At 66.4% G+C, this 21,859-nt stretch carries 21 protein-coding genes, 1 pseudogene and 1 riboswitch; of the genes and pseudogenes, 10 read left to right on the top strand and 12 right to left on the bottom strand.

Annotation, left to right across the window (positions count from 1 at the left end; translation table 11 throughout):
* The first annotated feature begins 1 nt into the window (after position 1).
* Both ACW7G0_RS09275 and ACW7G0_RS09270 read left to right on the top strand, forming a co-directional pair.
* Positions 2-745, top strand: a complete 744-nt coding sequence (locus ACW7G0_RS09275) for an MHYT domain-containing protein (protein WP_456989259.1) — start codon at positions 2-4, stop codon at positions 743-745.
* Between the two features lie 166 nt (positions 746-911).
* Complete coding sequence (locus ACW7G0_RS09270) at positions 912-2,045, top strand: HDOD domain-containing protein (protein WP_456989258.1); 1,134 nt, start codon at positions 912-914, stop codon at positions 2,043-2,045.
* 37 nt (positions 2,046-2,082) lie between these two features.
* On the opposite strand, the gene ACW7G0_RS09265 is transcribed toward ACW7G0_RS09270, so the two are convergent.
* Together ACW7G0_RS09265 and ACW7G0_RS09260 are read right to left on the bottom strand one after the other, a co-directional pair.
* Positions 2,083-2,994: a peptidoglycan DD-metalloendopeptidase family protein gene (locus ACW7G0_RS09265; RefSeq protein ID WP_456989257.1), complete on the bottom strand. Its 912-nt coding sequence runs from the start codon at positions 2,992-2,994 to the stop codon at positions 2,083-2,085.
* Entirely contained in the window at positions 2,991-4,082 is a 1,092-nt protein-coding gene (locus ACW7G0_RS09260; RefSeq protein ID WP_456989256.1) for a 6-bladed beta-propeller, read from the bottom strand. Before ACW7G0_RS09260 ends, ACW7G0_RS09265 begins: the two co-directional genes overlap by 4 nt.
* 150 nt (positions 4,083-4,232) lie before the next feature.
* A riboswitch (SAM riboswitch) is annotated at positions 4,233-4,357 on the top strand.
* 71 nt (positions 4,358-4,428) lie between these two features.
* On the opposite strand from ACW7G0_RS09260, the pseudogene metX reads away from it, so the two are divergent.
* From metX to ACW7G0_RS09245, 3 genes and pseudogenes are all read left to right on the top strand, one after another.
* Positions 4,429-5,469 (top strand): annotated as a pseudogene (gene metX / locus ACW7G0_RS09255) (homoserine O-succinyltransferase MetX); the annotation flags it as partial.
* A gap of 77 nt (positions 5,470-5,546) precedes the next feature.
* Complete coding sequence (locus tag ACW7G0_RS09250) at positions 5,547-6,770, top strand: O-succinylhomoserine (thiol)-lyase (protein ID WP_456989255.1); 1,224 nt, start codon at positions 5,547-5,549, stop codon at positions 6,768-6,770.
* Positions 6,767-7,948 (top strand): homoserine dehydrogenase, encoded by a 1,182-nt coding sequence (locus ACW7G0_RS09245; RefSeq protein WP_456989254.1) that lies wholly within the window; start codon positions 6,767-6,769, stop codon positions 7,946-7,948. The genes ACW7G0_RS09250 and ACW7G0_RS09245 overlap by 4 nt, the downstream gene beginning before the upstream one ends.
* 56 nt (positions 7,949-8,004) lie before the next feature.
* Here the strand turns inward: ACW7G0_RS09245 and ACW7G0_RS09240 are convergent, their stop codons facing one another.
* Positions 8,005-9,387, bottom strand: coding sequence for an L-serine ammonia-lyase (locus tag ACW7G0_RS09240; RefSeq protein ID WP_456989253.1), 1,383 nt, complete (start codon positions 9,385-9,387; stop codon positions 8,005-8,007).
* 103 nt (positions 9,388-9,490) lie between these two features.
* Here ACW7G0_RS09240 and ACW7G0_RS09235 point away from each other — a divergent pair, with 103 nt between their 5' ends.
* A complete protein-coding gene (locus tag ACW7G0_RS09235) occupies positions 9,491-9,712 on the top strand; it encodes a glutaredoxin family protein (protein ID WP_456989502.1) in 222 nt (73 codons plus the stop codon).
* 7 nt (positions 9,713-9,719) lie between these two features.
* Here ACW7G0_RS09235 and ACW7G0_RS09230 read toward each other — a convergent pair whose 3' ends face one another.
* Genes ACW7G0_RS09230 through ACW7G0_RS09220 form a run of 3 tightly spaced genes read right to left on the bottom strand, consistent with a single transcriptional unit; the run spans position 9,720 to position 11,672 of the window.
* Positions 9,720-10,340 carry a YceI family protein gene (locus ACW7G0_RS09230; RefSeq protein ID WP_456989252.1) on the bottom strand — a complete coding sequence of 207 codons (621 nt, stop codon included), beginning with the start codon at positions 10,338-10,340 and terminating at the stop codon, positions 9,720-9,722.
* Positions 10,330-10,911 carry a cytochrome b gene (locus ACW7G0_RS09225; protein ID WP_456989251.1) on the bottom strand — a complete coding sequence of 194 codons (582 nt, stop codon included), beginning with the start codon at positions 10,909-10,911 and terminating at the stop codon, positions 10,330-10,332. Before ACW7G0_RS09225 ends, ACW7G0_RS09230 begins: the two co-directional genes overlap by 11 nt.
* The gene (locus ACW7G0_RS09220) at positions 10,908-11,672 is read right to left on the bottom strand and encodes a YceI family protein (protein ID WP_456989250.1); all 765 of its coding nucleotides are present in this window, start codon (positions 11,670-11,672) and stop codon (positions 10,908-10,910) included. The genes ACW7G0_RS09225 and ACW7G0_RS09220 overlap by 4 nt, the downstream gene beginning before the upstream one ends.
* Positions 11,673-11,841: 169 nt before the next feature.
* Here ACW7G0_RS09220 and ACW7G0_RS09215 point away from each other — a divergent pair, with 169 nt between their 5' ends.
* Positions 11,842-15,372 (top strand): hybrid sensor histidine kinase/response regulator, encoded by a 3,531-nt coding sequence (locus ACW7G0_RS09215; RefSeq protein ID WP_456989249.1) that lies wholly within the window; start codon positions 11,842-11,844, stop codon positions 15,370-15,372.
* A 25-nt stretch (positions 15,373-15,397) separates the two neighbouring features.
* Here the strand turns inward: ACW7G0_RS09215 and hemE are convergent, their stop codons facing one another.
* The 4 genes from hemE to ACW7G0_RS09195 form a co-directional block, all read right to left on the bottom strand.
* Positions 15,398-16,471: a uroporphyrinogen decarboxylase gene (gene hemE, locus ACW7G0_RS09210; RefSeq protein WP_456989501.1), complete on the bottom strand. Its 1,074-nt coding sequence runs from the start codon at positions 16,469-16,471 to the stop codon at positions 15,398-15,400.
* Positions 16,472-16,542: 71 nt separating this feature from the next.
* Positions 16,543-16,797, bottom strand: a complete 255-nt coding sequence (locus ACW7G0_RS09205) for a WGR domain-containing protein (RefSeq protein WP_456989248.1) — start codon at positions 16,795-16,797, stop codon at positions 16,543-16,545.
* Positions 16,798-16,843: 46 nt separating this feature from the next.
* Positions 16,844-17,989, bottom strand: a complete 1,146-nt coding sequence (gene aroB, locus ACW7G0_RS09200; protein ID WP_456989247.1) for a 3-dehydroquinate synthase — start codon at positions 17,987-17,989, stop codon at positions 16,844-16,846.
* Complete coding sequence (locus ACW7G0_RS09195; protein WP_456989246.1) at positions 17,986-18,525, bottom strand: shikimate kinase; 540 nt, start codon at positions 18,523-18,525, stop codon at positions 17,986-17,988. Before ACW7G0_RS09195 ends, aroB begins: the two co-directional genes overlap by 4 nt.
* A 132-nt stretch (positions 18,526-18,657) precedes the next feature.
* Between ACW7G0_RS09195 and ACW7G0_RS09190 the strand changes: the two genes are divergently transcribed.
* From ACW7G0_RS09190 to ACW7G0_RS09180, 3 genes are all read left to right on the top strand, one after another.
* On the top strand, positions 18,658-18,861 hold the full coding sequence (locus ACW7G0_RS09190) for a dodecin family protein (RefSeq protein ID WP_456989245.1): 204 nt from the start codon (positions 18,658-18,660) through the stop codon (positions 18,859-18,861).
* Positions 18,862-18,940: 79 nt separating this feature from the next.
* Positions 18,941-19,567 (top strand): pyridoxamine 5'-phosphate oxidase, encoded by a 627-nt coding sequence (pdxH, locus tag ACW7G0_RS09185; protein WP_456989244.1) that lies wholly within the window; start codon positions 18,941-18,943, stop codon positions 19,565-19,567.
* Complete coding sequence (locus ACW7G0_RS09180; RefSeq protein WP_456989243.1) at positions 19,564-20,388, top strand: cobalamin-binding protein; 825 nt, start codon at positions 19,564-19,566, stop codon at positions 20,386-20,388. The genes pdxH and ACW7G0_RS09180 overlap by 4 nt, the downstream gene beginning before the upstream one ends.
* Before the next feature lie 22 nt (positions 20,389-20,410).
* On the opposite strand, the gene ACW7G0_RS09175 is transcribed toward ACW7G0_RS09180, so the two are convergent.
* Together ACW7G0_RS09175 and proC are read right to left on the bottom strand one after the other, a co-directional pair.
* Complete coding sequence (locus ACW7G0_RS09175; protein ID WP_456989242.1) at positions 20,411-20,926, bottom strand: DUF4426 domain-containing protein; 516 nt, start codon at positions 20,924-20,926, stop codon at positions 20,411-20,413.
* 4 nt (positions 20,927-20,930) lie between these two features.
* Complete coding sequence (proC, locus tag ACW7G0_RS09170) at positions 20,931-21,782, bottom strand: pyrroline-5-carboxylate reductase (protein ID WP_456989241.1); 852 nt, start codon at positions 21,780-21,782, stop codon at positions 20,931-20,933.
* Between the last annotated feature and the right edge of the window lie 77 nt (positions 21,783-21,859).

Below are 21,859 nucleotides of genomic sequence, written 5' to 3'. Positions count from 1 at the left end.
CATGCATGCCGCACATCAGGATTACAGTTTTTTTCTAGTCGCACTCTCGTACGTAGTTGCCGTGCTGGGCTCATTCACGGCCTTGCAGTTGGCCATAGCCATTCCCGTGGCGCGCGCAGGACAGCGCTGGAGGGCCGTGCTGGCTGCGGGCACGGCCGTGGGTGTCGGTGCGATCTGGACCATGCATTTTCTCGGCATGCTGGCATGCGACGTCGGCATGGAGGTCGCCTACGACATTCCAATGACGGTCCTGTCGGCGCTTATTGCGCTGGTTGCCTGTTCGCTCGGCTTTGGTTTGGCGGGCAGCGGAGCCTTCAGTTGGCCCAAGCTGGTCAGTGGCGGCGTCTGCATGGGGCTGGGAGTGGCGGGGATGCACTACCTGGGCATGATGGCGATGCTGATGCCGGCCACGATGGAGTACAACACCGGGCTGGTCGCGCTCTCGGTAGCCATTGCCATCGTCGCGTCGATCGCGGCGCTGTGGCTGGCCTTCAACTTGCGCGGCCGCTGGCAGATGGTGGGCAGTGCGCTGGTGATGGGTCTGGCCGTCTGCGGCATGCATTACACCGGCATGGCAGCGGTGGAGTTCATTCCCAACGGCGGCCAGTTGCCCGCCAACTTCGAGCAGGGCCTGCGTGGTGACTACCTCGGCATGAGCATCTTTGTCGTGGCGGTACTGCTGCTGATGATCACCCTGATGGTCAACGTCTTCCGCCAGCAGCGTCGGGCGGCATTGAGCATCTGATGCCGCGAGCCGCGGCGCGCACGGGCACGCCAGCAGAGCGGGGAAGGGCGCAACTATAGGGCTGGCGAATGTGACCGGGTTCCGGACTTGCCTAAAGTCTGGAAGACACTGGCCGCTACACCGGTTGGGCGGGCGTTTCGTTCGCCACGTCTATGGAGAATTATCAGTGTTCATAGTTATTGCCGGTGAGGATGCAGGACAGGCCGATGAGCTGAAGTTGGCGCTCTCCGATTTCGGACTGGATTGGCAGGTCGAGTACGCCGCCGACGCTGCCGCCGTCATTACCCTGGACCGACCCGTCGACGTACTGGTCACTGACCTGGGCCTGCATGGTTCCGAGGTGCTGACCGAGCTGCGTGCCAAGTACCCCGATGCGGTGCGGATCCTGCTGCTGGAGCGCGGGCAGGGCGGCGAGGCCGTACACGCCCTTGATGGCGCACACCGGGTGCTGCACAAGCCACTGGACGGCGGCGAGCTGATCGACGCGGTCGAGGGTTTCATCGATCTGCGGCTGTTGCTGGACAACGAAGAGCTCAAGCGGAGTGTCGGCCAGGTCGAGTCGTTGCCGCCGGCGCCGCGGATGTATATCGAGCTGGTGCAGCTGATGCGCGATCCGGATGTCAGCATGGCGGAGATCGCCTATGTGCTTTCGCAGGACCCGGCGCTTGCGGCGAAGGTGCTTCGGCTGTGCAATTCGGCATTCTTCTCGGCCGGCAGGGAGATTACGGATATCCGTTCCGCGGTGACCCGCCTGGGACTGGGCATGTTGGGGCAACTGGTTCTGGTCAGTGAGGCCCTTGGCGGATCCGGCGAGTCCGACCAGGAAACCAGCGGGGTTGACCGGGAGGCCATGCAGTGGCGCGCGCTGGCAACGTCGCAGTTGGCCAGGAAGCTTCTGGCCGGGCCCAGCGCCGAGTTGGCGGCAACCGCCGGACTGCTTGCCGAGGTTGGCCTGTTGTTGCCCGGGATTGGTGGCGAGGTGGCCCCGGACCTGGAGTCTGAGCCGGATGTCGATATGGACATCCGTATTGCGAGCCCCGGCTACGCCGAGGCGGGTGCGTACCTGCTCGGCCTGTGGGGGTTGCCGATGCCCATCGTGGAGGCCGTGGCGCATCAATCCAGGCCGCGCCGCATGCGCTCGACCGGCTTCTGGGTCACCGGAGCGGTCCATGTGGCTTCCGCGCTGGTACGCAATACCCAGGTGGACGAAGGCTACCTGCACTCGGTTGGCGTGATTGACAAGCTTCCGCAATGGCGGCTGATGGCGGAGCAGATCGGGCAGAACGCCGAAGCCGCCTGAAGCCGCTGGTGTCGACCGATCGTCGCGTTGGAGACCCTCAACGTGGCGGTGGGATATCCACGCCTTGCATGCGAAACGGCAGCGAGACCAGCCGCATGCCCCGGTTCACCTGCACGGCGAAGTGCAGGTGTGGGCCGGTGGTGAAGCCGGTGTTTCCCGACAGGCCGATTTGCTGGCCGGCGGTGACGCGTTGGCCGGCGTGGACCAGCACGCCATCGACCTGCAGGTGGGCGTACAGGCTCATCGCGCCGTCGTCGTGCAGCAGCCGGATGAAATTGGCGCGGTCGGCGTAGGCATTCCGGTCCAGGCTGGTGCGTTCGAATCCCTCTTCCAGTTGCATCACCACGCCGCCACGTGCCGCCAGTACCGGTGTCCCGACCGGTACCGCGAAGTCGACCGCATAGCGATTTTCCGGGTCGTCGTGGCTGAAGGTTCCGCCATACCCCTGGTCGATTTCCGCGGTGTCGCGCGCCACCGGCAGCAGGTAGGTGGTATCGCCAGGCGCCGCGCTCGGGTTGCCCGGCAGGCTGTCCATGCGCAGGTCGAAATCCACCCGCTGGCCAGGATCTGTTGCTCGCAGTACCGACACTACGGTGCTGCCGCCGGTGGGAACCGTCGCTCGCGCCGGTAGTGCGGGATCGCTGGTGGTGTTGCGGTGGTGCCGGTAATGCAGCATCACCTCGATCGGACCGCTCAGCTGGTTGTCGGCCCAGACGTAGTACTCGCTGCCACGTGCCTCGATCCGCAGCCGGGCGATCGCCGTGGGCTCGACGAAGGCCGGAATCCTGCCGCTCTGCATTTGGGGAGGAGTGTCCCGGAGCTGGCGGTCGCCGTAATGGTTGACACCGTTGGCATCGGTCCAGCGGTACAGGGTGCCGGCGAGGGCGAGCGGCACGATGCTCATCAACGCGATCGCCAAGCCCGGTACCAGTCGCCGGGAGCGCTTCATCGGGTGCCCGTGCAATCCGCGGAAAGGCCGAGGGTGCTGGCGATGTCCGCAAGGTCGAATGCGGCTATCGCCCGGTCGTCGTGCACGGCGGCCAGCACGCCATCAGGAAATGCCGGCGTGCTGGCGGGGTGCAAGGCAATGCCGTCGGTACCGGAGGTCACCTGGCCCTGGAAGCTGCCCACCGGACGCAGGCTGTTGCGTTCGAACACGTGGAAGCTCGTCAATGGATCGTGTTGGTCGACCGCAACCCAGTAACCGGCGCCATTGCGGCACGGCCACAAGGCAATGCCCTCGGCGTCGGCCGCAAACGTGCCCGACGGCAGGCTGACGCCGGTGTAGCGGCCGTCGAGGGTGTACTCGCGCAAGGTGGACATGCGGCGACTTTGGTTGCCGGAGTGATGCTCGTCGGCAATCAGCAGGCGGTCGTGGGCGGCGTCGCCGGCAATCGACTCGACCACCTGCAGTGCCCCGGTCCCCTGGGTTTCACCGAACGACCCGAGGTAATTGATCTGCAATTCACCGACTGCATCGGTCTGCGCGCGGAAGCGGCGTACGCGCTGGTCGAGCTCGGGCAGCGGCGGCACGATGTCGTAATGCTCGCCGTACATGAAACTGTCGGTGACGTAGATATCCAGTTCGCCCGGTGCAGTGTCGTTGATCCAAAGGCCGTAGGGACTGCGCAGCACGTCCTCGCCGAAGTCTGCGACGGGCTGCAGCCCGGGCAGGTCGAACACCTGCAGCCGGTGGTTGTCGCGTTCCACGACAAACAGGCGGTCGCCATGCACGGCGACGCCGTTGGGCCGGTTGAATTGTCCAGGGTTCTTGCCCTTGCCGCCGATGGTGCGTAATAAGGCGCCGCTGTCGACATCGAACACCATCAGCTCGTGGGTCGACTTGGCGCTGGCGATCAACCAGGTCTTGCCGTCGTGTGCGCGCCAGGTCGCCAGCGAGTCCAGCTCGGCTTTCGCATACGGCGCGGAGACGTAGCGCTCTGCGACGGTGTGAAGCCCGGTTGCCGGGAGGGAGGCCGTGGCGCATGCGCTGAGCAGGAGCGCGATGCAGGCGATGGCAAGCAGGCGACAGATCATGCGGCGGTATCTTCGTCGGGCGGGTGGCGATGGTGCGGCAGTGTAGTGCTTGTCGGCAGCTCCGAGATTTCCGTGACCGGAGAATTTTATCAATCGCTTGATCCGGATAAAGCGATTGACACTTTGAAAATACGCTGGCAGACTCTTTCGCATCCATCGAGACCGGCAGAGGGACAGGCCCTTTGAAGCCGGGGCAACCTAGCGCAGCGCAAGCGGCGCGAAGGTGCCAATTCCTGCGGTACCCGGTCCTCTGGCCGGTCACCGAAAGATGGTTGTCTGGCTCGCCCTCGGGGTGTGCCGGCCATCCTGCTCGATGGCTCCCGCCACTCCGGAAGCCGCCATGAGCCTGCAACTTGTCCCGTTTGCCACCCCGTCTCTTTCCGACTGCGACGACGATGCCGCCCACGGGAAGACTCCGTCCTTCTTGACCGTCGCACCTGACACCGCGGCGGTTGGTAATGCCCGACGTGGCGAGATCCGAGTCGAGCTTGATTTGCGCCATGCCGGCCGGCGCGCGCTGGTGGTGCGCTATGAGTGGATCGGCGAGCCCGGGTTGCCGGTGGTGCTGGTGGCCGGCGGCATTTCCGCCGACCGCCACGTCGCGGCCAGTGCGGCCTTCGGCGACGCCGGCTGGTGGGACGCGCAGTGCGGGCCAGACCGTGCGCTGGATCCCGGGCATCACGCCATTTTGTCCCTCGACTGGGTTGGCAGCGACGGTGCGCTGGACGCACCGATCGACCCGGCCGACCAGGCCGATGCGGTTGCGGCGCTACTGGATGGCTTGGGCGTGGAGCGGCTGGCCGCCTTCATCGGCTGCTCCTACGGTGCCATGGTCGGCCTGCAGTTCGCCGCCTTGTACCCGGACCGGCTGCACCGGTTGGTGGCGATCAGCGGCTGCCATCGTTCCCACCCCTATGCCAGCGCGTGGCGCGCGTTGCAGCGACGTGCGGTCACGCTGGGTGCACTGCAATGCGACGACACCCACGGGCTGGCCCTGGCGCGCCAGTTGGCGATCCTGAGTTACCGCACGCCGGAGGAGTTCGACGGCCGTTTCGGCGCCGCCAAGGTGGTCAATGGCCAGGTGCGCGTGGCAGCCGAGGACTATCTGGAGCACTGCGGAAACCACTACGCCAGCCGCACCGCCGCGACCGCGTTCGTGCGCTTGTCCGAGTCGATCGACCTGCAGGCGCTGTCACCTGAAACGGTACGGGTGCCGGTGACCGTGGTCGCGGTGGCCGAGGACCGGCTGGTGCCGGTGGCTGACGCCTATGAGCTGGTCGAGCGCCTGCGCGGCGAGACCCGCCTGCAGGTATTGCGGTCGCTGTACGGCCACGATGCCTTCCTCAAGGAACCCGAAGCGATCGACCGCATCCTGCGCGAGGCATTGCTGGATGTCGCCGATGCCCAGGCATCCGTCGAAGCCGATGCGCGGGCATCCGTCGAAGCCGATGCGCGGGCATCGGCATGAGCCTGCATTCGCTGGACCGCAGTCGCGGTCATCGTTCCACCACCGCGGTGCGTGCCGGCATCGACCGTGACCCCGCGTTTGGTGCGGTGACGCCACCGCTGGTGCTGTCGTCCAACTTCAGTTTTGCTGGCTTCAACGACAAGCGCAGCTACGACTACACCCGCAGCGGCAATCCGACCCGCGACCTGCTCGGCGAGGCACTGGCCGAGCTGGAGGGTGGCGCAGGCGGTGTGATCACCGCGACCGGCATGGCCGCGATCACCCTGGTGCTGAACGCATTGCTCAAGCCCGGCGACCGGCTGGTGGTACCGCACGATGCCTATGGCGGCAGCTGGCGCTTGTTCGATGCGCTGGCAACCAAGGGTGCGTTCGAGTTGATCACGGTCGACCTGACCGATCCGCGCGCGCTCAGCGAGGCATTGGCGCAAAGCCCGACATTGGTATGGATCGAAACGCCATCCAACCCGTTACTGCGCATCACCGACCTGCGCTTCGTGATCGAGGCCTCGCATGCGGCTGGCGCGCGGGTGGTGGTCGACAACACCTTCCTGTCACCCGCGTTGCAGCAGCCCATCTCGTTTGGCGCCGACGTGGTGGTGCATTCGACCACCAAGTACATCAACGGCCACAGCGACGTGGTGGGCGGGGCGGTGATCGCCAAAGACGCCGAGGTGCACCAGACGCTGGCGTGGTGGGCCAATTGTCTGGGTATCACCGGTTCGCCGTTCGACAGCTTCCTGACTTTGCGCGGCCTGCGAACGCTGGATGCGCGCCTGCGCGTGCATCAGGAAAACACCCTTGCACTGGTCGAGTTGCTGGATGCGCATCCAGCCGTGCGCATGGTGCATTACCCGGGGCTGGAGAGCCATCCGGGTCATGCCGTCGCCGCGCGCCAGCAAAGCGGATTCGGCGCGATGCTGAGTGTCGAGCTGGAGCACGGCGAACTGGAGGCAGAAGTAGCCGTACGCGCGTTCCTGGATGGGCTGGAGTACTTCACTCTGGCCGAGTCATTGGGCGGCGTGGAAAGCCTGGTTGCGCACGCGGCGACGATGACCCATGCGGCCATGTCGGCCGAAGCGCGGACGAAAGCGGGCATCGGTGACGGGCTGCTGCGGTTGTCGGTCGGCATCGAGCATGTCGATGATCTGGTTGCCGATATCGCTGCCGCGCTGGATCGTGTGGACGCCGTGGCCCGCGGTGTCGCGCGCGTGGCGAAATGAATGCCCTGATCGCCGAGCGTGCCGGCATCGCGCACGCGGCCAGTAGCGCCCTTGCGGCTGGCTATAGCCGCTTGCCGATCGCGCGGGTCGCATTGCTGGGTACCGGCAATGTCGGCCAGGCGGTGTTGGCCCGGATGGCAGACTGGACGGGTACGCGATTTGGCGATGCATTGGCGCTGGCGCACGCTGGCAATTCGCGCATTGCCCTGCAGGGTGAGAGTTTGTGTCCGTCTGATGCGCGGACGTGCTTTGCCAGTGGTTCTGGCGTAAGCAACGTAAGCGCGATGACTGCCGCCGATCGCGGATCGGTGGATCTGGATCGGTTGCCACGGGCGCTGCATGGGAGCGGAAATCGCATCGTCATCGATGCGACGGCCAGCGACGAAGTGGCCGGGCACCATGCGACCTGGCTCGCACAAGGCATCCATGTCGTCACCGCGTGCAAGCTGGGGCAGGGCACGTCGTTGACCCGTTGGCGCGAGATCCGCCACGCGGCCGAGCACGGCGGCGCGCAGTATGGCGACAGCGCGACGGTTGGTGCCGGCCTGCCATTGCTGCGCACGATCCGCGAACTGCAGGCCGGCGGCGACCGTATCCATGCCATTGCCGGGGTGTTGTCGGGATCGTTGGCATGGCTGTTCAACCACTACGACGGGTTGCGCCCGTTCTCGGGTTTCGTCCGCCAGGCACGTGATGCCGGTTACACCGAGCCCGACCCGCGCGAGGATCTGTCGGGAGAAGACGTGCGGCGCAAGATCCTGATCCTTGCCCGCGCGGCCGGGGTTGAGTTGGAGGCCCGCGAAGTCGAGGTTGCATCGCTGGTGCCCGAAGCGCTGGAGGGTGTGGCCCGCGCGGGTGTCGATGCGGCATTGCCGGCGCTGGATGAGCCATTGCGCGACGGTTTTGCGGCGGCCCGCAAGCGCGGCGAGGCCTTGCGCTTCATCGCGCGCCTGGACAGTTTCGGCAAAAGCCGGGGCAAGGCCCGTGTCGGCTTGGAATCCCTGCCGCAAGACCACCCGCTTGTCGCAGGTGCAGGAACCGACAACAAGCTCGCCATCTGGTCGGATCGCTATCGCGAGCAGCCGCTGGTGATCCAGGGCCCCGGAGCAGGTGCCCACGTCACCGCCGCGGGCTTGCTTGATGACGCCCTTCGGATTGCGCGATCAACACCTTGCTGAGCAGTTGCTCTTGCTTTCCGACCCGTAAATGACGGGCCGATGGCGGGAGGCGTGCCTCAACACTCGATGACGTTCACCGCGAGCCCTCCACGCGAGGTCTCCTTGTACTTGTCCTGCATGTCGCGGCCGGTGTCGCGCATGGTCTTGATGACCTTGTCCAGGCTGACCTTGTGCTGGCCGTCGCCGCGCATCGCCAGGCGCGAGGCATTGATCGCCTTCACCGAGCCCATCGCGTTGCGCTCGATGCAGGGAATCTGCACCAGTCCGCCAATCGGGTCGCAGGTCAGGCCGAGGTTGTGCTCCATGCCGATCTCGGCAGCGTTCTCGATCCGGCTCGGGCTGCCGCCCAGCGCCGCGGTCAAACCGGCGGCAGCCATCGAGCAAGCCACGCCGACCTCGCCCTGGCAGCCGACTTCGGCACCGGAGATGCTGGCGTTTTCCTTGTACAGGATGCCCACCGCGGCGGCGGTCAGCAGGAAGGTGCGTACGCCTTCGATGTTGGCGCCGGGAATGAAGCGGTCGTAGTAATGCAGCACTGCCGGGATGATGCCGGCTGCGCCATTGGTCGGCGCGGTGACCACGCGGCCGCCGGCGGCGTTTTCCTCGTTGACCGCCAGTGCGAACAGGTTGACCCAGTCGAGCATGGTCAGCGGATCGTCGTGGTCGGAAGGCGGACGCTCGGTCAGGTCGGCATGCAGTCGCGGTGCGCGGCGACCCACGCGCAGGCCGCCAGGCAGGGTGCCGGGTGAGCGGATGCCGCGCTCGACGCAGGACTGCATCGCCGCCCACAACTCGTCCAGCCCGGCGTCGATCTCGGCCGGAGTGCGCCAGACCTGCTCGTTGGCGTACATCATCTGGGCGATGGTCAGGCCGGTTTCTTCTGCCCGCGCCAGCAGCTCATCGCCGGAGGAAAACGGGTAGGGCACGGCGCTGGTATCGGCGACGATACGATCCTCGGCCGCCTCGTCCTGGTTGACCACGAAACCGCCCCCGACCGAGTAGTAATCGCGTGTGGCGATGACCTCGCCGTCCGCATCAAAGGCGGTGAAGCGCATGCCGTTGGTGTGGAACGGCAACTTCTGCCGCTTGTTCATGATCAGGTCGTGCTTCTCGTCGAAGCCGATCTCGTGACGGCCGGACAGGCGCAGGCGCTTCTCGCTGCGGATGCGTTCCAGCGTGCCGGGAATGATGTCCGGGTCGATCTGGTTCGGCCAATGGCCTTCCAGCCCCATCATCAGTGCCTTGTCGGTGCCGTGGCCACGGCCGGTCATCGCCAGCGAGCCGAACACCTCGGCCCGCACGCGCGCGGTGCGCTCAAGATCGCCGTTGTCGACGATCCAGCGCTCGATGAAGCGGGCGGCCGCTCGCATCGGCCCCACGGTATGGGAGGAGCTCGGCCCGATGCCGATCTTGAACAGGTCGAAACAGCTGACGGACATGGCGTATCCAGTGGAATGGGCGGGGCGCGTGGTACGGCCTATCATAGCCCGCAGCGTCACCCGCCTCTTGCCCTCCACTGCAGTGGTTCATGCCTTGATCCCAGTGCTCACCTTGTTCCAGCGCGACGATTGCCACCTGTGCGATCTGGCGTTGGCGGTGCTGGCCGGCGCGGGTACGCCGGATTTCGAGAGCGTGTTCATCGACGGCGACGAGGCACTGGAAGTTCGCTATGGCGCGCGCGTACCGGTGTTGCGCGACGAGGCGCGATGCCTGGAGCTGGACTGGCCGTTTGATGAGGCTCGGCTGGCGGGGTTCCTGCGCTGAGTTTGGCTCAGGGCGCGGGCTGCAGGTTGACGCGGGTGCTTACGGCGACGGCGTTGGGAATCATCGAAACGTCGGCCCAATCGCCGCCGCCAACACCAAACGCCAGGCGCTGGATGCCCGCCTTGCCCGTCAATACCGGGTTGGCACCATCGGTCCAGGTGAACTCCAGCGTGACCGGGTGCGTAACCTGACGCAGGGTCAGTTCGCCATCGGCGGCATAACGGTTGCCACCCAGGTGACGGAACTGACTGGCGTGGTAACGGGCCTGCGGGAATGCCGCGGCGTTGAAGAACTGGCTGCCCTGCAAGGTCTCGTCGCGCTCGGGGTTGGCGGTGGTCGCGCTGGCCAGTGGAATCACCACGTCCAGCTCGGCGTCTTCCAGTTGCTGTGGGTCGAAGCGCAGCGTAGTGGTGAATTGCTGGAAGTGACCGCTGAAAATCTCGCCCTCGAATCCTGACGCGAAGGTCAGGGTCGAGCCGGGTGCCTGCACGTAGTTGGCGGCCAGCACCGGTGCACTGACCAGCGCCAGCGCGGCGGCGAGCAAGCCGAAGCTGATCACACCGACGCCGAACCTGCGGTTGGCAAGCAGGTGGCCCGGTCGTTGTCGATAGCGGTAATCAAGTGTCATCAGGGGACTCCCGGTCGGTAGTGCGCGGTTTGGGCAGCATGCGTCGCAGGGTCGCATCGCCTTCGAAAAAATGATGATAGAAGGCCGCGCCCGCGTGCACGGCGACCAACGCCACCAATACCCAGAACAGCCATTCGTGGGCGCCGTGAGCCAACTCGCGCAGCGCCGGGTTGGGGCCGGTGAGCTTGGGCACTTCGAACAGGGTGTACCAGTGCAACGGACGCAAGCCACTGGCGGAGTCGTATAACCAGCCCGACAGCGGCATCGCGAAGATCAACGCATACAGCAGGCCGTGGGTGACCGAGGCAATGCGCGATTGCCAGGTTGGCAGGCCCGGGAGCCGGTCCGGGGCTCCCGCGTACACGCGCCAGGCCAGCCGCAGCACGGTCAGGGCGAGTACGGTCAGGCCGGTGGATTTGTGCAGGTCGTAGACCCAGAAATACTTCGGGGATTTGGGCAGGCTGTCCAATGAAAGGCCGATCACCGCCAGGCACAGCAACAAGGCCACGATGACCCAGTGCAGCCATTGGCTGACGGCGCCCCAGCGGTCCACGGGATTCTTGAGGCTCATGGTTGCAACTCGACGTGGGTCCGGGTCGGCTCGCCCAGCTCGGTGACCGGGGGGATGGTGGGCAGTAGGGGCATCGGTGTCTCGGGGACGGTTGCTGTCGGTGGTGGTTGCAACAGTTCGGCGGCTGCCGAGCGGCGCGCGTGGACCGCTTCGGCTTCGATTCGCAAACCTACTTCATCGCCGATCATCGACGGCCATGCGTCGATGCCGAAGTCGCTACGGCTCAGGGTGGCGGTCGCGGAGAAGCCCACGGTGCGCCGGAACGGAGGCATCGGGTGGCGCTTGATGGCATTGAGCACGACGTCCAGGCACAGCGGCCGGGTCACCTCGCGCAACGTCAGCTCACCACAAACCCGGGCGTGTGCGGCGTCATGACCGGTGACCGTGGTTGAGCGGAAATGCGCGCTTGGGTAAGTCCCGGCATCGAGCAGTCCTGAGGCCAGCACCGCCTCGTTCCAGTCGGCGTCGCCAAGCTCCAGCTGCGCCAGCGGTACAGTTACCTGCAGCTGCGCGCTGCTCCAGTCGTCAGGGTCGAACAACAACACCCCCTCGCTGCCCGATACCGTCCCCAATGCCTTGGAAAATCCTGCGTGGGAAACGGCGAACATCACCCGGGTATGCACCGGATCCAGCGACCACGCATCGGCCTCGGTGGCACCAGCTGCCGCGCAGGGCAAGGCGAGCACGGCCAGCAACACGGCCCCGCGGCAGCGAGCGAGCTTCGACGCGGAACAGGGCAACGGCGTGGAGGGAGTCGGCATCCATTGGATTCTAGGCGGTACCGACCGGCTTTGCCGACGATGGCGCCTACGCCGATCCAGTGCAGTAATGCTCGTTGATCCCCGCCCACTTGCCTGCCGGTGTGCAATCAACCACTCTGGGCCGGCCCGAGGGGAAGGCTGGAACGCAATGACCACCAAGGAAGGATCAATGCGCGCAACGATCGCGGTGATGGTGTTGGCGCTATCCGTGCTGCTGGCCAACATGTCAGCGACGGCCTCAGTCCCGGAAACGCCCAACTTGCGTCATGTCGACGTTGCCGACGGACTGCCTTCCAGCAATATCAACAGCCTGGCGCTGGATGCCGATGGCTATCTGTGGCTGGCCACCACCGACGGGTTGGCGCGCTACGACGGGGTCGGAATGCGGGTCTGGCGGCACGTCCCGGGTGAGCTGAAATCGTTGCCGGTGAACTATCTCACGGCGGTCCATGTTGATCCGCAGGGGCGCATCTGGGTCGCGCCGGAAGGCAGTGGACTGAGCGTCCTGGAGCCCGGTCACGCCGGCTTCCATCATTACCGCACAACCACTCACCCACGGATGGGCAGTGATGACATCTGGGCGATTACCAGTCACCACGATGCGCTGTGGTTTGGCGGTTTTGGTGGTGGGCTGCATCGCCTCGCTGCAGACGGCACGATCACCCGCTACCAGCACGACGAGGGCGACCAGCGCAGCTTGCCGTCAGGCATCGTACTGTCGTTGGCAGTGGACGCGATGGACCGGTTGTGGGTGGGCACGACCAAGGGGCTCGCGCGCTGGACGGGAACCGATTTCGAGCGGGTCGCGCTTCCCGGTGCCGATCAGGCGCCAATGATTTTCTCGGTGACGCCAGTTGGCAGCGGCCTGTGGGTTGGTGCCGGTAGCGGCGCGTTCCGGCTTTCCGGCGATGGCAGCTGGAAGCAGCCGGCGTGGTCGGCCATGTTCGAGTATCCCAATGCGGTGTTCAGCGTGCTCGCCGATCCGGGCGGTGAGTTGTGGCTGGGCAGCCATCGGCAGTTGTGGCGGGTTCCCGTCGGCGGCGTGCCGGTGCCGGTGCCGATCGGCGCGAAGGGCCCGGTATCGCCGATCTATCAAATGATCAAGCAGGCCGATGGCGCGATGTGGTTTCCGGTGCCGGGTGTCGGCCTGGGTTACCTGCCGTCGGACTGGCGCCGGATTGCCCAGTTCAACCGCGAGCCCGACGGACTCACCGCAGAACTGTATCCCGGGGTCGCCACGGCACGCGACGGTGGAATCTGGCTGGCCGGTGAGCGTGCCGAGCTGGAGCGGTTGGACCCGCAAGGCCATGTAGTGCCGGTCGACGAAGCGGTACAGACGCAGCTGGAGGGCGCGCGGGCGATGTCGGTACTGGAGGATCCGGCCGGCCGGCTGTGGGTGGGGCAGACCCGCGGGCTGGTGCGCATCGACGCCGACGGTGAGGTGCGTCGCTGGAGCCGTAAAACGACTGATGATGCGACGCTGGGTGGCCCGCTGGACCTGCTCGCGTTCGCACCTGATGGCAGCTTGTGGATGTCGTTTGCCGGTGCCGGGCTGCAGCAACGCGACCCGGCTACCGGCCGGGTTCTGGTGACGGTACTGGCAGGTCCGGAACAGGGGCTCGGGGTGGGGGATACCCAGGCGCTGGACTTCGATACGCAAGGGCAGTTATGGATTGCCGGTGGCCGTGGACTGCAACGCTGGGACCCGGCTACCGGGAAACTTGAACCGGTGGCCGGCATCGATGGCGACACCACGGTGTTTGCGTTCCAGTTTGATGGTGACAACGCACTGTGGTTGCAACGCCTGTCCGGCCTGGAACAGTACCGGCGCGATGGCGACGGCTGGCGCCGTGTTGCCACGGTCGGCCCGGAACATGGCATTCCCGCCGTCGAGGCGGCCGGGTTGCGCCTCGACCCGCGTGGCCGGGTCTGGATGTCGAGTTTGCGCGGCCTGTTCCGCTGGGATCCGGATACCCGCCATACCCGCAGTTTCGGTGTTGCAGATGGCCTGGGCAGCCAGGAATTCGTCGATCGCACCCTGGTGTTGACCGATGCAGGGGTGCTGGCCTCGGCGCTTGCAGACGGTGGTGTGGTCCTAGTCGACACGCTTGCTCCCGATCCGCCGCCCGCCCGGCCAGCGCTGCGCTGGAGCCAGGTGGAGGTACGTCGTGACGGACGCTGGGTGGCGCTGGATGACAGTCAGCCACTGGTGCTGTCACCACACGAGCGGGAGTTGCGGGTGCAGTTGCGGTTGCTGGCCTATGACAACCCGGCCGCAAACCGCTATTACACGCGGCTGGAGGGCTATGACACGGACTGGATCCAGCATGGTTCCCAGGGGGAGCGGGTACTGGCGGGATTGCCGGCGGGCAGTTACCGCTTGCGAGCGCGCGCGGTGGATGCTGCCGGCAATGCCGCCGTGGAGCAGGTACTGGCCTTCCAGGTGCAGCCACCGTGGTGGCGCACGTCGTGGGCGCTGGCCGGGCTTGCCGGCTTGCTGGTGTTGTTGCTGTGGTCGGTCGCGGACCAGTATCGAGCGCGACTGAAGCGACGCCACGACTGGCAACGCGCGGAGCACGAGCGTGAGGTCACGCACCAGGCGTCGCTGGCCAAGACGCGATTCCTGGCCACCTTGGGACACGAGGTGCGTACTCCGATGACCGGCGTGTTGGGGATGAGCGAGTTGTTGCTGGGCACCGCGTTGGATCCGCAGCAACGCAGCTATACCCGGTCCATCCATGGGGCCGGCGAACATCTGCTGCGACTGGTCAACGACGCCCTGGACCTGGCCAGGATCGAGGCGGGGAAACTCCATCTGGGTGACGAGCCGTTTGACCTGCATGTGCTGTTCAACGAGGTCGTTGACATGACCGCACCGCTGGCGCGGGCCGATGGGCTGGAGTTTGTCGACTGCTGTGATGACAGCGCGCCGGTTGGGGTTCGCGGTGACCCGGTGCGGGTGCGGCAGATACTGCTGAACCTGCTGGGTAACGCGATCAAGTTCACCGAATCGGGCACGATCCGGTTTGGCGTTTCCGGCCATGATGGTGGCGTCGAGTTCCACGTCGTCGACACCGGTCCGGGCCTCGACGAGGAGCAGTTGTCGCGGTTGTTCCAGCGCTTTGAACAGGCCGATGGCGCCCGCACTGCCGCCCGGTACGGGGGCAGCGGACTGGGCCTGGCCATTTGCCAGGAGCTGGCGATCGCGATGGGAGGCGTGATCACCGCCCACAGCGTGCTGGGCGAAGGCGCGCGTTTCGACGTGCGATTGCCGCTGCGCGAAACCGGCGTCCCCGTGGCGACCGAAGTGGTCGCGCTGGCGCCTGTGTCAGCCGGTTGCGACCTGATGGTGTTGCTGGTGGAGGATGACCCCACCATCGCGCAGGTCATTACCGGCTTGCTGCGTACCCAGGGCCATCATGTCGTTCACGCCAGCCATGGCCTGGCAGCGTTGGTGGCGACCAGCGTCACCCGCTTCGATGCGGCGTTGCTGGACCTGGACCTGCCTGGCCTGGGCGGGTTGTCGCTGGCACGGCAACTTCGCGCCCAGGGGTTCGACCGGCCGTTGATCGCCATCACCGCGCAAGGCGACGTGGATGCGGAGTCGCAGGCGCTGGCGGCCGGCTTCGATCGCTTTGTGCGCAAGCCGGTTACCGGGATGATCTTGCGTGAATTGTTCCAGACCGAAGGGGCGCGTTGAGCCCGGTTGTCCAGGCCTTCCCTGATCAGCGTGCGCTGAGCTGGTGCACCGCATCCACCATGACCGCCACGTGCTCGGGTTTCATGTCGGGCGACATCCCGTGGCCGAGGTTGAATACGTGGCCTTCGCGGGAGCCGTCGTTGCCATCGCGGTAGCTGTCGAGCGCGCGGCCGACGTGGGCACGGATGGTGTCCGGCTCGGCATACAAGGTCACCGGGTCCAGGTTGCCCTGCAACGCGACCTTGCCACCGGTTCGCCGGGCCGCATCGGCCAGGTCGATGGTCCAGTCCACGCCGATACCTTCGGCGCCGGTGTCGGCCAGTTCGCCGACATAGGCGCCATTGCCCTTGCCGAAGAGGATAAGTGGGGTGCGTTCGGCACCTTCACCACGCGGAAGTTCAGCGGCGATGCGCTGCATGTAGCGCAGCGAGAACTCGCGGTACATCGACGGCGACAGCACGCCGCCCCAGGTGTCGAACAACTGCAGCGCCTGTGCGCCGGCCGCCCGCTGCGCCGAGAGGTAGGCGATCACCGCGTCGGTGGTCACGTCCAGCAACCGGTGCATCGCGGCGGGGTCGTTCATCGCCAACGCCTTCACCCGCGCGAAGTCCTTGCTGCCACTGCCCTCGACCATGTAGCAGGCCAGCGTCCACGGGCTGCCGGAGAAGCCGATCAGCGGCACGGCGTTGTCCAGCTCGCGGCGGATGGTGCTGACCGCGTCCATCACGTAGCGCAGGTCGGTCGCCATATCGGGCACGCCGAGCTTGGAAATGTCGGCGGCGGTGCGCACCGGGCGCTCGAACTTCGGACCTTCGCCATCGACGAAATACAGCCCCAACCCCATGGCATCGGGGATGGTCAGGATGTCGGAGAACAGGATCGCCGCGTCCAGCGGGAACCGCCGCAACGGCTGCAAGGTGACCTCGCAGGCCAGCTCCGGATTCTTCGCCAGCGCCAGGAAGCTGCCAGCGGCGGCCCGGGTGGCGCGATATTCGGGCAGGTAACGCCCGGCCTGACGCATCAGCCAGACCGGCGTGCAATCCACGGGCTCGCGGCGCAGGGCACGCAGGAAACGGTCGTTGCGGGGCGGGGTGGACAAGGCCTGGTCGGACAAGGCGGGACTCCTGTTAAGTGGATGTGGTTCTTCGGCGCACGGGCGTCGCCATCGATCTATCGCGGTGCGTTGGCGCCTTGGCTGAACATCAGCTGGAAGCCGCGCTTGAGCTGTTGGTCGCGCGCCTGTTCCAGGGCGGCAATCGCGCTGTCGTGGTCCAGGAATTGCTCGCGACGCACCTGGCTGCGACCGCCGATCAGGCCAGACTCGCGCACCAGTGTCCAGCCACCCAGCAGGTCGGGCTGGAGCATCAGCTGGACGAAGCGGGGCGCTTCGCAGTGATCGGGAAGTTGTTGCAGTAGCAAGCGCATGGCTGGATTGTACGGGGTTCCCAAGCGGGGCTATCGGAAGCTGGCGTCACCGGCCAGCGGGAGTGCGCGTGGCGTCGGCGAGCACCGCCAGTACCGCAGGGTCGTCCACCCCGGCGACCAGCCGTCCATGGCCGATGCCGTCCCACAGCACGAAGCGGATACCGTCGGCGTTGGCCTTCTTGTCCAGCCGCATGCGCGCCAGCAGTGCGGCGGGATCGAGCCCGGTGGGCAGCCCGGTCGGCAGGCCAAAACGATGCAGCAGGGCGCACAGACGCTCGGCATCGGCCGTCGGCGCCAGCCCCAGCCGGGCCGACAGGCGCGTTGCCAGCACCATGCCGACCGCAACCGCTTCGCCATGGTTGAGGCCGTCGGCGGTCGTGCCGGCATAGCCCTGCTGGGTCTCGATGGCATGGCCAAAGGTATGGCCGAAGTTGAGCAGCGCGCGCTGGCCACGTTCGAACGGGTCGCGCGCGACCACCGCGGCCTTGAGCGCACAGCAGCGGGCGATGGTTTCGGTCAATACCGCATCGTCGCGGGCCAGCAGGGCATCAACATGGCTTTCCAGCCAGGCCAGGAAGCCGGCATCGTCGGGGTCCAGGGACGAGGCGATCGCGCCGTACTTGACCACTTCGGCCAGCCCGGCGCGCAATTCCCGGTCGGGCAGGGTGCGCAATGCCCTGGTGTCGGCGATCACGGCGCGGGGTGAATGGAATGCGCCGACCAGATTCTTGCCCGAGGGCAGGTCGACAGCGGTTTTTCCGCCTACCGAGGAGTCGACCATCGCCAGCAACGTGGTGGGCAACTGGATCACGTCGATGCCCCGCATCCAGCAGGCAGCGGCGAACCCGGCCAGGTCACCGATGACGCCGCCTCCCAGTGCAAGCACGACGGCATCCCGGGTCGCGCCCATGGCCGCCAACGCGTCCAGTGCCTCGGTGAACCGGGCCATGGTCTTTTCGTGTTCGCCGGCGGGAATCACGAACCGCGCGCAGGTCAGGCCCGGCAGCGCCACGCGCAGGCTGTCCTCCACGCCATCGGCATACAGCGGCGCGACGTTGGCATCGCTTGCCAGCAGTGCGTGGCGTCCGCGGATCGCGGCGGCGATGCAGGCACCGTCGGCCAGCAAGCCCGGGCCGATGCTGATGGTGTAGGGCGCGGCCGCGTCTACCTCGACGGTGCGGATGGCACTCATGGAATGGCGGCGCGTCGCCAGTGTTGCTCCAGCTGTTCCACCAGCGCAGTGGTCGCCTGCTCGATCGACAAGCTGCCGGCGTCGAAGCGCAGGTCCGCGACCTGCGCGTACAGCGGTGTGCGCAGCAGGGCGAGCTGGTGCAATGCGACGTCGCGGTCCTCGCGTTGCAGCAATGGGCGGGTCTTGTCGTCGGCCAAGCGAGCCAGTTGCTGGGCGACGCTGACGTGCAAGTGGACCACGAAGCCCCGCTCACGCAACAGTTGGCGATTGCCACTGTCCAGTACCGTGCCGCCGCCGGTGGCCAGCACGATGCCGTCGCCGTTCAATACCTCCGCCAGTGTCGTGCGCTCGCGACTGCGGAAGCCGGGCTCGCCTTCGGATCGGAAGATCGCATCGACACTGGCACCTGCGCGTTGTTCGACTTGCTGGTCGTTGTCGACCAGTGGCAGCCGGAAATGGGTCGCCAAGCGTGCGCCGATGCAGGACTTGCCGGCACCCATCGGGCCGACCAGGATTAAATTTGCAGCAGGATTCATGCGGCGATTGTAGAGGTTGCAAGCGCCCGATGGCGGCGTTGTCGGACCGTTTGCGCGTCTTTAACACGGTCCCGGCTAGGTTCAGTGCGCCGGGTCGCATATCGCGACGCGCAGATTATCCTGGAGATCATCATGGCAGTTGCGAAAATCATTGAGCTCAATGCCTCGTCGAAAAAAGGCCTGGAAGACGCGATCCAGGTCGGCCTGCACAAGGCCGCCACCTCGGTCAAGGGTCTGCAGGGTGCCTGGATCAAGGAGATCAAGGTGGTTACCGATGCAGACGGCAACATCACCGAGTGGCGAGCGGACATGAAGGTGACCTTCATGGTCCAGTAGCGTTGATCCAGTAGCGTCGGCCCGGCCGGCACGCTGCAATGGGGGTGCAGTCACCGCCGCGCCGGCCCACAATAGCCGCATGACCATTGACGCGACCGCGCTGGATCCAGCGCTTCCCGAGCTGCTGCGCGAGGCGCTCGTGACCTTTGACGAGCTGTTTGCGCAAGCAGGCATTGCCGGTGAACCGGACCCGACGGCGATGGCGGTAGCGACCGCCAGCCGCGATGCCTGCCCGTCGCTGCGAACCGTGCTGTTGAAGGCGCACGACGTGCGTGGCTTTGTTTTCTACACCCATCTGGATGGCCGCAAGGGTCGCGAGTTGCAGGACAACCCGCGCGCGGCGTTGATGTTCCATTGGCCGCGGGTACGCGAGGGCGTGCAGATACGGATCGCCGGGCCGGTGGAGATAGTCAGTGACGAGGAGGCGGACGCCTATTTCGCCATGCGTGCCCGTGGCAGCCAGGTCGGGGCCTGGGCATCCAAGCAGTCCGAGACCCTGGACCGCGAACGCTTCCATGAGCGGATAGCCCAGGTCGAGCAGGAGTTCGAGGGCCGCGACATTCCGCGTCCGCCGCGCTGGACCGGGCTGCGTGTGCGACCAATGGCGATCGAGTTCTGGTACGGCGCACAGTTTCGCCTGCACGAGCGGCAGCTGTACGAGTGCGATGCGGCCGGCGAATGGTCGAAGCGGAATCTGTACCCGTGAGCGTGCCGGCGGGGACGGCGACGACGAACGGCCCGAGGCGGATCGTCTGCCTGACCGAGGAGCCCACCGAAACCTTGTACGCACTTGGCGAGCAGGACCGCATCGTCGGCATCAGCGGGTTTACCGTGCGGCCGCCGATCGCGCGCAAGACCAAACCGAAAGTCAGTGCGTTCACCAGCGCGAAGATCGGCGAGATCCTGAAACTCAAGCCGGACTTCGTGGTGGGGTTTTCCGATATCCAGGCGGACATAGCCGCCGAGTTGATCCGCAGCGGGGTCGAGGTGTGGATCAGCAACCATCGCAGTGTCGACGGCATCGTGGACTATGTCCGCCGGCTGGGGGCGCTGGTGGGCGCGTCCGACAAGGCCAACGCTTATGCCGATGAGCTGCAGCGCGGACTGGATCGCATTGCCGAGGTCGCCGCGCGCTTGCCGCGACGGCCGAGGGTGTATTTCGAAGAATGGGATGAGCCACTGATCAGCGGGATCCAGTGGGTAGCCGAACTGGTACGCATCGCCGGCGGCGACGACATCTTCCCGGAGCGCGCCGCCGAGTCGCTGGCCAGGCAGCGCATCCTGGAAGATCCCGACGAGGTGATCCGGCGTGCGCCGGACATCATCCTGGGGTCGTGGTGTGGCAAGAAGTTCCGCCCGGAAAAGGTCGCCGCCCGGGATGGCTGGGATGCCATCCCGGCAGTGCGTGACGGCGAGCTGCACGAGATCAAGTCGGCGATGATCCTGCAGCCCGGCCCGGCCGCGTTGACCGATGGCGTCAACGCGATTGCCGCGATCATCAACGATTGGGCCGCGCGCCACGGCTGAGCTGGCGCGGGGGCAGCAGCCCTCAGTGCGGGGCGAACTGGCGACTGAAGCGCATGGTCGAGCGCGTGCCGTCTTCCAGCTGGATGTCGACCTGGAACCTCAGCGTGTCCGGCAAGGTGACCTGGACGAAACCGACGTAATCGACCAGATCGCCGCTGACCAGCGGGCGCAACTCGATGGTCTCGCGTTGTCCGCGCAGGTCGGTTGTGGTGGCACTGACCTGCGCCGGGACCGACGCCGCCTGTCCGGATTCGCCCTGGCGCAAACCGATCAGCAGCATGACGCGATCGTCGCTGCGTTCGATGCCGTACTTGCTGGCGACCAACTCACCCAGAGTCGAGGTCTGCAGCACCGTGGCGCGCACGGTGGTGTCGCCGATCCGGATCGTGGTGTCCTGGGACTCCGCGGCGGTAGTGGCCGGCGCGATACCGGCGGCGTCGGGCGAGGGTGCCTCGGCCGAGCACCCCGACAACAAAGCAGTGCCCAGCAGTCCGGCCAGGGCCATGCGCAAGATGGTGGGCGTAATGAAGGGAGTCATCGTCTCAATCCTCATTCGCTGCCGACAGCTCGCGCCCGCGCACGGTGGCGGCGGTGATTGCACGGTCGACCAGCTCACGCAAGCCGCCGGTCTCGAAGGCCTGGATCGCGGCGTGGGTGGTCCCCCCGGGTGAGGTGACTTTCTTGCGCAGGCCGTCGGCGGGCTCGTCCAGCTCCGTCAGCATGCGGGCCGCACCGAGCAGGGTCTGGTTGGCCAGCACGCGCGCCGTATCGGCGGACAGGCCCTGCTTCACTCCGGCGGCCTGCATCGCCTCCGAGAGCAGGAAGACATAGGCGGGGCCGCTGCCCGATACGGCGGTGACGGCGTCCATTTGGCGCTCATCGTCGATCCAGACCGTGGTTCCGACCGCATCCAGCAACCGGGTTGCCTGCTCGCGCTGTATGGCATCCACATGGGGGTTCGCAAACAGCCCGGTCATGCCCGCCCCAAGCAGCGCCGGCGTGTTGGGCATCGCACGCACCACCGGGACATCGCCGCCCAGCCAGTCCGACAGCTGGCCGGAGGTGATGCCGGCCGCAACCGAGATGGCCACCGGTCGGGTGGACTGCGCGGTGGCGGCGACCTCGTTGCAGACCGCGCGCATGACCTGTGGCTTGACCGCCAGCAACCAGACCGCCGCGCCCTGGACGGCCTCGCTGGCCGTGGCGAAGGCCGACACGCCAAAATCGGCCTGCAGCGACTGCCGCAGCGCTTCCACGGGCTCGGCGACATGCACGCGGCCGGGCTCGGCACCGCGCGCAATCATGCCGCCAATCAGGCTGCGGGCCATGTTGCCGCCACCGATGAAGGCAACGACCGGGAACTGCGCGGAGTCAGGGTTGGATGCGGAACTCATGTGGGAAACCTTGGTGCGGACAGGCGGCCAGTGTAAGAGGGCCGGCGCCGGCTTGCCTGGCTGGGGGATGACAGTCG

This window comes from Lysobacter sp. A286, from assembly GCF_054052105.1.
Note: the sequence above shows the minus strand (reverse complement) of the source record. Positions and strands in the feature narration are given on the sequence as shown.

Coding starts and splice junctions, on each gene's coding strand:
- ACW7G0_RS09275 (WP_456989259.1), top strand. CDS start 2: ATGCATGCCGCACATCAGGATTACAGTTTTTTTCTAGTCGCACTCTCG.
- ACW7G0_RS09265 (WP_456989257.1), bottom strand. CDS start 2,994: ATGAAGCGCTCCCGGCGACTGGTACCGGGCTTGGCGATCGCGTTGATG.
- ACW7G0_RS09260 (WP_456989256.1), bottom strand. CDS start 4,082: ATGATCTGTCGCCTGCTTGCCATCGCCTGCATCGCGCTCCTGCTCAGC.
- ACW7G0_RS09250 (WP_456989255.1), top strand. CDS start 5,547: ATGAGCCTGCATTCGCTGGACCGCAGTCGCGGTCATCGTTCCACCACC.
- ACW7G0_RS09245 (WP_456989254.1), top strand. CDS start 6,767: ATGAATGCCCTGATCGCCGAGCGTGCCGGCATCGCGCACGCGGCCAGT.
- ACW7G0_RS09240 (WP_456989253.1), bottom strand. CDS start 9,387: ATGTCCGTCAGCTGTTTCGACCTGTTCAAGATCGGCATCGGGCCGAGC.
- ACW7G0_RS09230 (WP_456989252.1), bottom strand. CDS start 10,340: ATGACACTTGATTACCGCTATCGACAACGACCGGGCCACCTGCTTGCC.
- ACW7G0_RS09225 (WP_456989251.1), bottom strand. CDS start 10,911: ATGAGCCTCAAGAATCCCGTGGACCGCTGGGGCGCCGTCAGCCAATGG.
- ACW7G0_RS09220 (WP_456989250.1), bottom strand. CDS start 11,672: ATGCCGACTCCCTCCACGCCGTTGCCCTGTTCCGCGTCGAAGCTCGCT.
- ACW7G0_RS09215 (WP_456989249.1), top strand. CDS start 11,842: ATGCGCGCAACGATCGCGGTGATGGTGTTGGCGCTATCCGTGCTGCTG.
- ACW7G0_RS09205 (WP_456989248.1), bottom strand. CDS start 16,797: ATGCGCTTGCTACTGCAACAACTTCCCGATCACTGCGAAGCGCCCCGC.
- aroB (WP_456989247.1), bottom strand. CDS start 17,989: ATGAGTGCCATCCGCACCGTCGAGGTAGACGCGGCCGCGCCCTACACC.
- ACW7G0_RS09195 (WP_456989246.1), bottom strand. CDS start 18,525: ATGAATCCTGCTGCAAATTTAATCCTGGTCGGCCCGATGGGTGCCGGC.
- ACW7G0_RS09190 (WP_456989245.1), top strand. CDS start 18,658: ATGGCAGTTGCGAAAATCATTGAGCTCAATGCCTCGTCGAAAAAAGGC.
- pdxH (WP_456989244.1), top strand. CDS start 18,941: ATGACCATTGACGCGACCGCGCTGGATCCAGCGCTTCCCGAGCTGCTG.
- ACW7G0_RS09175 (WP_456989242.1), bottom strand. CDS start 20,926: ATGACTCCCTTCATTACGCCCACCATCTTGCGCATGGCCCTGGCCGGA.
- proC (WP_456989241.1), bottom strand. CDS start 21,782: ATGAGTTCCGCATCCAACCCTGACTCCGCGCAGTTCCCGGTCGTTGCC.